Annotated in this window: 15 protein-coding genes; 11 read left to right on the forward strand and 4 right to left on the reverse strand. The window is 32.9% G+C overall.

The features are described 5' to 3' along the window. Positions 1–54: 54 nt before the first annotated feature. The 4 genes from BN1242_RS13970 to BN1242_RS03060 all read left to right on the forward strand — a co-directional run bounded on the left by BN1242_RS13970 (position 55) and on the right by BN1242_RS03060 (position 3,073). The gene (locus tag BN1242_RS13970) at positions 55–288 is read left to right on the forward strand and encodes an arsenic metallochaperone ArsD family protein (RefSeq protein ID WP_438819050.1); all 234 of its coding nucleotides are present in this window, start codon (positions 55–57) and stop codon (positions 286–288) included. 209 nt (positions 289–497) lie between these two features. After that, on the forward strand, positions 498–890 hold the full coding sequence (gene merR / locus BN1242_RS03050) for an Hg(II)-responsive transcriptional regulator (protein WP_040037804.1): 393 nt from the start codon (positions 498–500) through the stop codon (positions 888–890). Between the two features lie 24 nt (positions 891–914). Then, positions 915–2,555 (forward strand): mercury(II) reductase, encoded by a 1,641-nt coding sequence (gene merA / locus BN1242_RS03055; protein WP_040037805.1) that lies wholly within the window; start codon positions 915–917, stop codon positions 2,553–2,555. Between the two features lie 209 nt (positions 2,556–2,764). Next, positions 2,765–3,073: a nucleotidyltransferase family protein gene (locus BN1242_RS03060; protein ID WP_062351127.1), complete on the forward strand. Its 309-nt coding sequence runs from the start codon at positions 2,765–2,767 to the stop codon at positions 3,071–3,073. Positions 3,074–3,173: 100 nt separating this feature from the next. Here the strand turns inward: BN1242_RS03060 and BN1242_RS03065 are convergent, their stop codons facing one another. After that, a complete protein-coding gene (locus BN1242_RS03065) occupies positions 3,174–4,709 on the reverse strand; it encodes a recombinase family protein (RefSeq protein ID WP_062351130.1) in 1,536 nt (511 codons plus the stop codon). Continuing rightward, positions 4,706–4,882: a hypothetical protein gene (locus BN1242_RS13605; protein WP_158661040.1), complete on the reverse strand. Its 177-nt coding sequence runs from the start codon at positions 4,880–4,882 to the stop codon at positions 4,706–4,708. The genes BN1242_RS03065 and BN1242_RS13605 overlap by 4 nt, the downstream gene beginning before the upstream one ends. Before the next feature lie 513 nt (positions 4,883–5,395). Between BN1242_RS13605 and BN1242_RS03070 the strand changes: the two genes are divergently transcribed. From BN1242_RS03070 to BN1242_RS03080, 3 genes are read left to right on the forward strand one after another with little or no spacing between them, the layout of a single operon-like run. Further along, the gene (locus tag BN1242_RS03070) at positions 5,396–7,228 is read left to right on the forward strand and encodes an MMPL family transporter (RefSeq protein ID WP_062351133.1); all 1,833 of its coding nucleotides are present in this window, start codon (positions 5,396–5,398) and stop codon (positions 7,226–7,228) included. Beyond that, the gene (locus BN1242_RS03075; protein WP_062351136.1) at positions 7,221–8,612 is read left to right on the forward strand and encodes an efflux RND transporter permease subunit; all 1,392 of its coding nucleotides are present in this window, start codon (positions 7,221–7,223) and stop codon (positions 8,610–8,612) included. The genes BN1242_RS03070 and BN1242_RS03075 overlap by 8 nt, the downstream gene beginning before the upstream one ends. Before the next feature lie 37 nt (positions 8,613–8,649). Next, positions 8,650–9,219: a TetR/AcrR family transcriptional regulator gene (locus tag BN1242_RS03080; RefSeq protein ID WP_062351140.1), complete on the forward strand. Its 570-nt coding sequence runs from the start codon at positions 8,650–8,652 to the stop codon at positions 9,217–9,219. A 551-nt stretch (positions 9,220–9,770) separates the two neighbouring features. On the opposite strand, the gene BN1242_RS03085 is transcribed toward BN1242_RS03080, so the two are convergent. Then, on the reverse strand, positions 9,771–10,133 hold the full coding sequence (locus BN1242_RS03085; RefSeq protein WP_062351143.1) for a helix-turn-helix domain-containing protein: 363 nt from the start codon (positions 10,131–10,133) through the stop codon (positions 9,771–9,773). Between the two features lie 125 nt (positions 10,134–10,258). Between BN1242_RS03085 and BN1242_RS03090 the strand changes: the two genes are divergently transcribed. From BN1242_RS03090 to BN1242_RS03100, 3 genes are read left to right on the forward strand one after another with little or no spacing between them, the layout of a single operon-like run. Next, a complete protein-coding gene (locus BN1242_RS03090) occupies positions 10,259–10,549 on the forward strand; it encodes a hypothetical protein (RefSeq protein WP_062351146.1) in 291 nt (96 codons plus the stop codon). Between the two features lie 5 nt (positions 10,550–10,554). Continuing rightward, on the forward strand, positions 10,555–10,872 hold the full coding sequence (locus BN1242_RS03095; protein ID WP_062351149.1) for a hypothetical protein: 318 nt from the start codon (positions 10,555–10,557) through the stop codon (positions 10,870–10,872). Between the two features lie 19 nt (positions 10,873–10,891). After that, positions 10,892–11,314: a hypothetical protein gene (locus BN1242_RS03100; RefSeq protein ID WP_062351153.1), complete on the forward strand. Its 423-nt coding sequence runs from the start codon at positions 10,892–10,894 to the stop codon at positions 11,312–11,314. A 169-nt stretch (positions 11,315–11,483) separates the two neighbouring features. Here the strand turns inward: BN1242_RS03100 and BN1242_RS03105 are convergent, their stop codons facing one another. Continuing rightward, on the reverse strand, positions 11,484–11,681 hold the full coding sequence (locus tag BN1242_RS03105) for a hypothetical protein (RefSeq protein WP_062351156.1): 198 nt from the start codon (positions 11,679–11,681) through the stop codon (positions 11,484–11,486). Between the two features lie 264 nt (positions 11,682–11,945). On the opposite strand from BN1242_RS03105, the gene BN1242_RS13330 reads away from it, so the two are divergent. Next, on the forward strand, positions 11,946–12,518 hold the full coding sequence (locus BN1242_RS13330; RefSeq protein WP_062351159.1) for an HNH endonuclease: 573 nt from the start codon (positions 11,946–11,948) through the stop codon (positions 12,516–12,518). Positions 12,519–12,582: the final 64 nt, after the last annotated feature.

The raw sequence follows: 12,582 nt of genomic DNA on the forward strand, positions 1-12,582 counted from the left end.
ATCTTTTCGGTTTCTATATAAGTATATAACTATACATCAATAAAGAAGTTGTTCATGATGAAAAAGGTAGAAATGTTTGACCCAGCAAAATGTTGTTCTACAGGTGTTTGTGGACCGAGTGTCGATCCAGATTTAACTAGAGTTGCATCAGCTGTTTATTCCCTTGAACAAAAGGGTGTTACTGGTAATGCGGCTCAGAATGTATTAATTAATATGAGTTTTAAAGAGGTATTTAACCTGTCTGGTGGGAATAAGAATTATCAGAGTTTTAAAAAGGGAAAACAATAATCATAAAACGACTGATAAGTGAAATAAAAGGTAGGGAGAACTTCCAACCTTTTTAAATTTATCTTAACCATTTACTAGTGGGGGCAATTTTATAATAAAAAACCACTTTTCATTGAAGGAGAATACTTTAGTAGGGAAATTTTAATAATATATATCTACTTGACCATGTACTGTAGTACATGGTTTATAATTTTATTGAGGTGAAAATAGTGATTTATCGCATTGGTGAGTTTGCAGATAAATGTGGAGTTAACAAAGAGACGATTAGATATTACGAACGAAAAAATTTACTAAAGGAACCTTCCCGAACAAAAACTGGTTATCGTTTATATTCAGATTATGACGTTAAGCGTGTAGGATTCATCAAGCGAATACAAGAGCTTGGTTTTTCTTTAGGTGAAATCTACAAGTTACTTGGAGTTGTAGATAAAGATGAAGTCCGTTGCCAAGATATGTTTGAATTTGTTTCTAGAAAACAAGAGGAAGTTCAAAAGCAAATAGAGGATTTAAAACGAATTGAAACTATGTTAGGTGACTTGAAACAACGATGTCCTGATGAAAAGCAATTACATGCGTGTCCAATAATAGAAACTTTAACATGAGAGATTAATGAAAGGAGCTTTATTATGAATAAATATAAGGTAAATATTGAAGGAATGACTTGTACAGGCTGTGAAAAACACGTAGAGTCAGCACTTGAAAGTATAGGTGCTAAAAATACTGAAGCAAATTTCCGTCGCGGTGAAGTAGTATTTGAATTGCCTAATGGTATAGAGGTTGAAAGTGCAAAAAGGGCAATTAACGAAGCAAATTATCAAACTGGAGAAATTGAAGAGTTACTACAACAAGAAAATGTGGTGTTAGGTACTAAAGGTAATTATGATCTTCTTATTATTGGTTCTGGTGGTGCAGCTTTTTCTGCTGCAATTAAAGCTATTGAATACGGTGCAAAAGTTGGAATGATTGAGCGTGGAACGATTGGAGGGACCTGTGTGAATATTGGCTGTGTTCCATCCAAGACCCTTCTTAGAGCAGGGGAAATCAATCATTTAGCTAAGATAAATCCGTTTATAGGTTTACAAACATCTGCTGGAGAAGTGGAATTGGCTCCTTTAATCAAGCAAAAGAACGAATTAGTGAGTGAACTTCGGAATCAAAAATATGTCGATTTAATAGACGAATATGGATTTGATTTAATTGAGGGAGAAGCAAGCTTTGTTGATGAAAATACAATTGAGGTAAATGGAACAAAACTTTCTGCAAAACGCTTTTTAATTGCAACAGGGGCCTCTCCTTCTATCCCATCGATTTCTGGACTTAATAAAGTTGATTATTTAACAAGTACAACGCTATTTGAATTAAAGAAAGTTCCAAAACGTTTAACGGTGATAGGTTCAGGATATATTGGGATTGAGCTTGGGCAACTCTTCCATCATTTAGGTTCAGAAGTAACACTTATACAAAGAAGTGAGCGATTATTAAAAGAGTATGACCCGGAAATTTCTGAAACAGTAGAAAAAATGTTAATCGAACAGGGTATACACCTTATCAAAGGAGCAACATATGAGTGTGTCGAACAAGATGGGGAGATAAAAAAGGTTTATCTAACTGTAAACAGTAAGAAAAAAGTCGTTGAATCAGAGCAGTTACTTATTGCAACAGGAAGAAAACCAAATACGGATTCTTTAAATTTACGTGCTGCAGGTGTTGATGTTGGAAAACAAAAGGAAATACTGATAAATGAATTTGCTCAAACAAGTAATGAAAAGATTTATGCAGCAGGAGATGTGACATTAGGACCGCAATTTGTGTATGTAGCAGCCTATGAAGGTGGAGTTGTTGCAGATAATGCAGATGGTGGATTAAATAAAAAAATAGATTTATCCGTTGTTCCAAGCGTTATATTTACAAATCCATCGATTGCAACAGTTGGTTTAACGGAAGAACAAGCAAAAGAAAAAGGCTATGAAGTAAAAACATCAGTATTACCGTTAGATGCAGTCCCAAGAGCGATAGTAAATAGGGAAACAACAGGTGTATTTAAACTTGTAGCTGATGCAAAAACGTTAAAAGTATTAGGGGTTCATATCGTAGCTGAAAATGCAGGAGATGTGATTTATGCAGCGACATTAGCCGTTAAATTTGGCTTAACCGTAGAGGATTTAAAAGAAAGCTTTGCTCCATATTTAACATCGGCAGAGGGAATAAAATTAGCTGCCCTTACATTTGATAAGGATGTATCAAAATTATCTTGTTGTGCAGGATAAAGCTCCTTATTTATAGGAGCTTTAATTAATACACTTAAACTATCTCACCCTTTACAGGAATAACAGCAATTTAATAGTAATTTGGCTGGTTGCGGTTCAGTAGAATGTGTAATTAATGGTAGAGTATTATTAGGACTTATATCATTTGTTAATGGGTTCGGAATTATAACGAAAATAAAAAACCAATGTCGGAAAATGGTGATGATAATATGTTATCGAAACAAGCAATCCTTGATGAATTATCAAAAAACCTAAATACTTGGAGAGATAAACACGGTGTTAAGCGAGTTGGTTTGTTTGGTTCTTACAGCCGCGATGAACAAAAAGAATCCAGTGATATTGATGTAATAGTAGAATTTAACGACTCGGATTTATCTTTTGATAATTACATGGACTTAAAAATAAGCCTAGAAGATCACTTTCAGAAGCCGATAGATTTAGTCATATTAAATGATATTAAACCTGCTTTAAAGTCAGAGTTTCTATTGACTACTACATTTGTAGAAGAGGGAAAATAATAAGATTATAATTTTAGCAGTCTATTTGCTAGAAAATAGACTGCTAATTGAGCTTCCTACTAAAAATTGTTCAAATCTACAGTAAAATGCCAGCAAGTTGTCAAACAAGTTCATTATTTATCTCTTTAAATAACTTCTGATCAAACTCGTAGACTATTTTTTTGATGGTTCGATCTTTAGGCTTTTCTCCAGTATTTACTTGAATTTCTTTGATAAGCAACCGAAGTAATTCTTTCTTATCAAAGTCGTCTAATAAGTTAAAAAATGAATTAAAATCATTAGCAATGCGGTTAATTACTGGTAATAAGTCATTGTTATTCTTTAATTCTATCTGATTTGTTAGTAGTATTTTAAATTCCTTATGTTCACTTTCTTGATTCTGAACTCTTTTCATTTCATCACTAAGTGTATCAATGTCGATTATTTTCTTCGTATAAAGTTGTATGAGATCCTGCTTCTCTCTTTTTAGTTCTCTTAAATTTTTTTCTAGTAATTTAAGTTCCTCTTCAATTGGTTCAAGTTCACTTTTTAGGTTATCCATAACAACTGTTTGTAATGGTACAGAGAGGTTTAAATCGTTAAGGTAATTCATAACCTGTGATAAAACCTCTTGCTCTGCATACTCCTTTTTTACAAGATTCGACTTACATGCTTTAGAGCCACTGTTTTTAAAACGGCTACACACGTAATATTTGTATTTTTTGTTTGCATTTCCTTGTACCATCGCTCCTCCGCAAGTAGGACATTTTAATAGACCTGATAACGGAAAAGAGCCGTTGTGTTTTTTTTCTTGGGTATAACTACGTAGTGATAAAAGCTTTTGGGTTTTTTCCCAAAGCTCTTCACTAATAATAGGATAATGATTCCCTTTTTTATATTTACCTTTCCATTTAACATAACCATTGTAGATTTTATTATTGAGAATAGTTCTAACAGCAGTAATAGACCAATAATTATCCTTTTTGGTTTTGATACCTTGCATATTTAAACTACTAGCTATTTTTCGATAACCCCACATTTTGTTAGAGTAACAATCAAAAATGTATTTCACTACTCTTGCTTCATCTTCGTTAATAACTAATTTCTTATTTACTAAATTATATCCAAATACCCTTCCACCGTTGAAGTCTCCATTTTCAAAGGTTTTTTCCATACCTAGTGATGTACGAAAAGCGATTAGATCTTTTTCGACTTCTGCAATAATACCTAATATCTGATAAATAAGCTTTGAGTTAGGATCGTTTGTGTCGATATTATCAGCAATGGAGATTAAATTCTTGTTAGCCTTTTTAAAACGACTAAAGATATATTGGGAATCTAAAGAGTTTCGTGATATACGATCTTGCTTAAATATTATGATTGAATCAATATTATTCTCCTCTTGGAAAACATTATAAAACATCTTTTTAAACTCAGGTCTATTCGAAAAGCTCTCCCCGGATGCGGGTTCTTCTACATATATTTTCACAAGATCAATATTATTTTCGTTACAATACTTTTCTATTGCCTCAATTTGTTGTTCAATAGATGTGTTATCTAATTGTTTATTTGTGCTAATACGAACATAGGCATAAGCTCTTATATATTTTACTGGCATGTTAACTTGCATCCCTGACATTTCAATCTTTGCTGTCATATTTCACCCTCCAATTCAATAGAAAACCCTTCACCTATAGAATCCGAATATTTAACCATTAGGTCAGTTAGGTAATTTAGAAAGTCATAGCCTTTTATTTTCGTTAATTCTTTATTTGTCGCAAGTCTAAGTCTGTAATCTTTATCGTAATCTATAATTTCATTTTTTATCATAATTTAATGAACTCCCCTTATCTATTTGTGGTTTTAAAACACAAATAACAGCCGGCTTGTCATTTGCTGAAACATGATAACCGCGAAAAAATGATATTTTAAGAGGAAATCAAAAATATTTTTATTTTAATTTGAAAGTGAGATAAAGTTTACATAAATTCACTTTGAAGGCTTTGGCTAGTGCCTTTTATGAATGCAAAAAAAATCTACAATACGCAAGTAATGCTTAAAAAATTACTTTAAACTCTTTATTTTAGCAATATGTTATCCCTTAATTTGTTTTTATCACCAAGTTAAATAAGGTTTAAAACACTTACTACTGTATTAAAAGACTAATGTCCAGCGTTAATTATTACTTTCCTTGTTTAAAATTTATTTACAAGTTTAAAATTTGCTGTTAATATGTATGTTAGTGATAACTTACATTATGAGATTTAAAAAAGTTTGGAAGAGGAACACTCTTTTTAAAATGTTAGTTATCAGTAACTTACACAGGAGGGTAGGAGGAAGTACATGATTATGAATATATTAAGAAGGCTTGCTAAATTACTAACAAATTTCCCAATGAAATCAATATTTATTACGCTAATCATTGTGGTCTTATTAGTTTTTGGTGTTAGAAATGTATTTATGGCCACAGGAAACGATACGCTAGTTGAAAGTAATACAGATGTATATCAAGATAATTTAATGTTAGAGGATGAATTTGGTGGGGAGTCCATTATTGTTTTATATGAATCTGAAAATTTACTGACTCCCCAAACTTTAGCACATATGAAAGGCTTAGAATCTGCTTTGCAATCGAGTGATTCGATTTACAGCATGATAAGCCCAATCACTCTGATTGAAGAGATCGCGAGTAAACAATCGGAAACATTTCAAGAAGGCATATCAGACATCGTTGACGGGTTAGATGAAATGGGAAGTCAACTTTCAGAAATTGGTGCAGAATTAGAGGAAAACACCGAGGGTAATCCAGAAATGAAATTCCCTGAATTGGGGAATCTCCAGCTACCTGATTTGGAAGAACCAGAATTACCCGAACTAGGGGCATCGCAGTTTCCCGAATTAGAGCTTCCTGAATTTGGCGAGATACAAGTCCCTGATATGGAAGGACAAATGACCGACTTAAATATAGCATTCTCCAACATGATTGAAGCTCAAGAAAATTTAGGAGAAGGTACAGAAAATCTTTTAGGTGGTTATATCGAGTTTAGTGAACAGTTAAATGATTTAGGACAGGGACTTAACGAATTGGCAGGACCAATGGAAGATTCCTCTCAAAAGGTGCAGCTACAAGATATTAGCGGGAGATTAATTGGCCTATCTGAGAAAATGTTACAGGTTTCTGAAGGTTCTGGTCAGCTTCCTACTATTCCTGACCAAACAATTGATGGTTTAAACAATATACAACAAAACCTAGACAAACAGCTACAGGAACAAAAAAGCCAGTTAGAGAAACAGGAAGAGATACAGACACAAAAACAACAGGAATTACAAAAACAAAAAGAACAAACGATGCAGGAACAACAAGAAGCCCAACAAGAAGAAATAAAACTGAAAATGCAGAAACAGAAGGAAGCCCAACAAGAAAAAATAAAAACACAAATGGAAGTTCAGAAATCTGAAAAGGAAAAAGAGATGCAAGAAATTCAAGAAGAAATGCAGGATAGTCAGAAAAAACAGGTAGATAAACTAGATACACTCGGAGAAGGCTTATCTACAATGGGTGAAAAATTACAAACGATAAGTAATAACATGGAGACCATATATGGATACTCAGACATTATGACTTCTGGATTACCTAAAAAACAAGCAACACTGGATAATATGATTTATGATGATGATGGCAACCTTCGCACTATGTTTGAAGAAGTTATTGTGGATGAAAGCCATATGCTTATGATGATCAAGCTTAATGGTGGTACAGAAGATACAGAAAAAAGTGAAGTGATTGAGACAATCAACAGCTATTTAGATACAGAACCAATTGATTCCGTAGATACGCTTGTTTCAGGCAAGCCTGTGCTTGATAATGCCATCAAATCATCCATGAAGGAAAGTATCCAAAAAATGATGGGACTGGCGCTACTGATAATGGTTTTTGTTTTGTTCATTGTTTTTAAAGTTCGTTGGCGTTTATTACCATTGCTTACTGTTTTTATTGCTGTTATCGGAACGGTAGGATTAATGGGCTGGTTACAAATACCAATTACGATGGTATCGATGGCTGTTTTCCCTATTTTAATTGGTCTTGGTATCGATTATACTATCCAGTTCCAAAACCGTTATGAAGAGGAATTGGCCTATGAACAGGAATTGGCGAAGGAGGATTCGAATGAATAACAATAAAAATAGAGCGAAGAACAGTTTAACTAAAACAATTACAAAGATGGTTCCAGCAGTCTTCACTGCATTGGTTGCAACAGCACTTGGTTTTGTCGCACTCTATACTTCCCCTGTACCAATGATACAGGACTTTGGCAAAATGTTAACCATTGGATTAATAATCAGTTTTATTCTTGGGATATTTTTATTAATCCCTATATTATTTGTTCGTGATCATTTCTTTAGTAACATGAAGAAGAAAAAACAAAAACAAGAAAAAGTAGAAAAAGCATCAAAAATGGATAAAGTTCTCGATTGGATTACGAAGAAAACAATCTCCTTTCGTTGGTTAATCATCACAATCGCAATTCTCACAGCAGTTCTTGGTATTTATTTGGATATAGATGCTGATGCAGAAACTGATGTGGAAACCTTCATGCCACAAGAGACGCAGGAACTAAAAGACATTCATCAACTGCGCGATATTATCGGAACAACAGATCAAGTATCTATTGTTTATGAGGGTAAAGATATTGTATCAGATCAAGTAATTACATGGGTAGATAATTTAACAGAAACCGTTGAAAAGGAATTTCCTGATGTTGTTGTAAATACAAAGTCAGTTACGAGTATTGTAAAACAAATGGATGATGGAGAGCTGCCTATATACGGAGAATTTAACGAAAAAATTGCTGACATCCCAGAAGATCAGATAAAACTCTTCTTAAATGAATCACAAACAAAGGGAGTTATTACGGTAGGAATTAAACATTTGGAAGCAGATGATTTAAAAGCATTCATTGATGATTTAGGCATTTATTTAGAAAAGAATGATTTAGATACGATTGAAACGACCATTACAGGTAAAGCTGTTTTAGATGTGGAAATGATTCAAGGGTTAACGACTGGGAGATATCAAATGACGTTACTTGGAATGGGACTTGTTTTCCTCAGTTTACTAATCTTTTATCGTCATCCAATCAAGGCCCTTATTCCTTTGTTACCAATTATATTCATTGTCGGATGGTCTGGTTTGGTGATGTACCTTTTAGATATAAGTTACACTCCCCTAACTGCAACACTAGGAGCATTAATTATTGGTATCGGCACAGAATTTACCGTGCTAGTGATGGAGAGATTTTATGAAGAGAGAAAGAAAGGGCTTCAAGGTTTAGATGCCATAAAAACGACGAATAAAAGTATAGGTAAAGCCATTTTTGCGTCGGCTTTAACAACCATTGGTGGATTTAGCGCATTACTCGCATCTGATTTTGTTATTTTAAACAATTTTGGAATGATGACACTCATAAATATTTCATTTGCGTTATTTTCAACAATTATTGTTATGCCACCAATCATGATTATTTTAGACAGATTTGTTAAGATAAAGCAAACCCAATAGTTTTTTCTTTACTAAAAATAAATGTAGGTGATGAGAGTTGCGGGATGTAACGGAACAAATACTTAAAGGTGCTATTTCTGTCTTTACCAAAAAAGGATTTCAAGCAACAACACAGGAAGTTGCAAATGAAGCAGGAGTTGCAGAAGTAACATTATATCGAAAATTTTCTACAAAAGAAAATCTTTTTATCACAGCAATTAAAAATGTATTGGAGAAAAAATTTCATTCGCATATTTTGGAAATAGCAAAAGAGAAAGAGACGGAACTATTTTTAATGAAGATTATAGAAGATAGATTGGATATTCTTTCAAAAAATGAGGGCTTAGTAAAAATGCTTTTGTCTGAAAGTTTAAGGGGAAATCTAATAAATGATATTAATTTGCCCGAAATAATTTTTTCAAGTTTAAAAAAAGGTTTAGGATATCATTTTGAACTTAAAAACCAAACAGTGGATATAGATTTTTGTGCCAGACAGCTTGGAGGGATATTTTTAAGCTATGTTATACTACCCAACGGTCATCGATTTAATAAGTTAACAAAACAAGAGAAAAGAGATATAGCAAGAAAACATGCAAAATCAGTGATTACAACTATAGAAGAGGGCTGACACTAGGATTTAAAACCGATAAAGAGATTCACGATGTATATATTCTTTAGAATTTAAATTGAATATAGGGTAAGACATATAAGGGGGGTTCCAGTAGCAAAATGTGGATACGTACAATCCTTTCAGTTTGTTAGCAGGAACAAATTTAATAAGAGAACCGTATAAGTATTATAGAGTTGGGATATCTTGTAAATCTTAACTCTGTTTTAATATCAATTGTGTAATAGTTGGTGGTGGTATATCAGGAAAAAAAGTTCCTTCAGTAAAAATGAGATAAGGTTCCTTATATCCAAGATAAGGGAGTGTAAAATAAACTGTGTAAGTAAAGAGAGCGTACAGCCCTTACTTCGCAGTCTATTTTACACTCCCTCTAGAATTACAAATTGTACTAACACCAGAAATATTCACAGCATTAATCAGTCATGTAGCATTAATAGTCATATTTATTATAATCAACATACTATTACATAACAATCAAGTCATACTTGATATACTAAATTAAAGTGCCAATCATCCTACCTACTAAACTCTAATATAAATATTTGTTCTTCCTAATCTTTAAGATATGGCAGCAACAGCGTATATAACCCTTTCTTCTGTTCAAACGATAACGACGAAATCATTTTATTTAATATAGCATCTAGTTCCTCTTCTGTATCTACATCATCTTCTTCAGTTAATTCAATGTTTTGTAGCTTGCTTTCCCCTTCAAGTGCATACAGAAAATCACCCATTGATATATTAAGTGCTGTACAAATTCTTTCTAATAAGGAGAAGGTGATCTCTTGGTTACCACTTTCTATCCGCGATAAAGAAGGTTGAGAAAGACCAATTTGCTTTGCAAAATTAACCATTGTTAATTTATTTTCTCTTCTTAATCTACGTATTAACTTTCCTGCCTGAGTATCATCCATTAATTTATTTCCCTTCTCATTCTTCTATTTACTTAATCGTATTATTTTCTGGTTTTACAATCAATAGATACTATGTTATATTCGTAATATAAATATATTCATATTACGAATAGAGGGGTGTTTAAATGATTGATGGTTTCCCAAGATTGGTTAATCAACTAATCGAAAATCGTTTGGAAAATATTATTACTAGTGAGGAATACGAAATGTTTATGGAGGGCATTTATCAGGATTTAGAGCAGAAGCTATCGTCAAGCATTAACGATCTAGATGAAGAGGCTAAGAATAATCTTATTGAAGATCTTAAATCAAATATATTTCAACAGGTATTCCAGCAGAGTAAGTTAACATATCGCGTGGCATTTAAAGATGCATTTTCATTTTTTGTAGATACATTATTAATACCTAAAAAATAAAGGAGATGTTTTTATTGTCATCTAAGAATCTTTATAGAGGGAAATTGGTTGTGGATCTTGTAACAGCTGTGGAAACAAATGATGTAGAGAAGGTTATGACGGATCAGGCACATGAAGGATTTGCAACAGAATTATTTGATGAAATAATGGCTCTTTTGGGTGCAAAAGGCTATATCACCCAGTCGATTGGGGCCACATTGGAAAATAAGGGCGTAGCGTATGACGTTGAATTAGAAGTAATTGAAAAGAATAGATTGGAATGCATAAGAAGGGCAGAATCAGTTTATAACAAGGCAAATCGAATAACGATTAAATTTGACTAAGGGGCTTTTTGAGAAAATAATGGTTAAAAAAGCAGGAATGATTGAAATACCAAAAGCTTTATTTGAAGATGAGGAAGTAAGCACCAATCGTGGTGAATATATAATCCATTACATAATTGATGATGGCAAAGAAGTTCCAAGAAGATTGGTTCATCAATATGGGTATTATATAATTCCCCGAAGTATTATGGTGGAAGCAAAAAAGGGAACAATGCCCCTTGCAGATTTGACATTTCTTTTTGCGTGTTACTATGTTGCCTCTACTAATAGAAATAAAAGTATCCGAATGGATAAGGTTTTTGAATGTATAACGAGGAATTGGGATGAATTTCGAACGCATAACACTGCCCAGCGTTTCAGCTTTACATTATCTAATATGGACAGATACAAAAAATGGATCAAAGAACATGAACATAATAGCAAATACTCTGTAAAGTATTAATTATATAGGAGTTTCCAACTGGAAGCTTCTTTTTGTGAGATATGATTCATGTACGTATATGAATTTTCACATATTATCGGTACGGAATTTATGTAAAAAGTCCTGTTGTAAAAGATTCCGTTGGGAGGATTTGGATTGTATGAAGTATTTACTGACTATTATCCTCAAGTTACCTTTTTAAAGGAATATAATCCATTTCGAATATATCTGTGTATTCTAGAAGACGATTTTCCTGTCCAATTATTTGTCCAATCTTTTCTGTGTTTAAATAATTAAGATATTCCTTTGCTTCTTTGAAATCCTCAAATACTATACCTATAGCAACATGATCTCTAGCATCAAAGCCAATTACAACGTGTCTTTTCATTACTTCTGTCCCCATTCCTTTCTACATACCGAAAATATAGAATGCCCCGTTCATAATTGTTCCCTAAACTATTGTCCTTGTCTCCTGCGTTCATTTTGCTCTTACTTTATTTACTACTGCTATTATAACTATTAACTTATAAGATTTATAGACTATTTCCTTATCAGGTCAGTTAGTGGTCATAAACGGTTAAATTAAAGACATTAGAAATTATTATTCTTTGGATAGCGGTTTGAATGTATCGTTATCTTGGAGGTGTTTATATTGGGTGTCAGTGTAGGTGATGCTTGCAGGCTGTATAAGAAATGTAAAATATGCAGAGAAACTAAATATGTAAAGGAATTTCAAGCTAAGGGTGGAAGAAAGGCTAATCCAACAAAGAGAAAATCATTTTGTCGGGATTGTAAAGATCGTAGGCATGAGGTAATTTTAGGTCCAAAACAAGAATATAGTTTCGATACATCTATTCTAGATGCGTCTAAGGAAATCACCATACGTGGGCGTAGTGCAAGTAATTATAGATATGAAAACATAATAAACTATAACAGAGCAAAGAAACTAGTGGAAGAAGGAGCGGCTGGTATAGTACATAGTACATTAATTCATAATTTCTTCAATTGGAAATCATTAAGGCAATTTGTATTAGAACGAGATAGATATACTTGTCATTACTGCGGTTTATACGGTGATACAATTGATCACAAAGTTCCTAAATCAAAAGATGGAGCTAGTACACCTTTTAACTGTGTTTGTGCTTGTCTTGAGTGTAATCTATATAAGGGTGATATTGGATATAGCGAATATATAAATAAAGGGAAATTAGTTGAACAAGGTTAAACGGTTTAAAACAGTTTCTTAAACGTTAAATAATTAACTTTCAGCTTGTTAGCAAATAAGAAAA

The sequence above is a fragment of the Bacillus kwashiorkori genome (assembly GCF_001375515.1).
Lineage (GTDB): Bacteria > Bacillota > Bacilli > Bacillales > Caldibacillaceae > Bacillus_BK > Bacillus_BK kwashiorkori.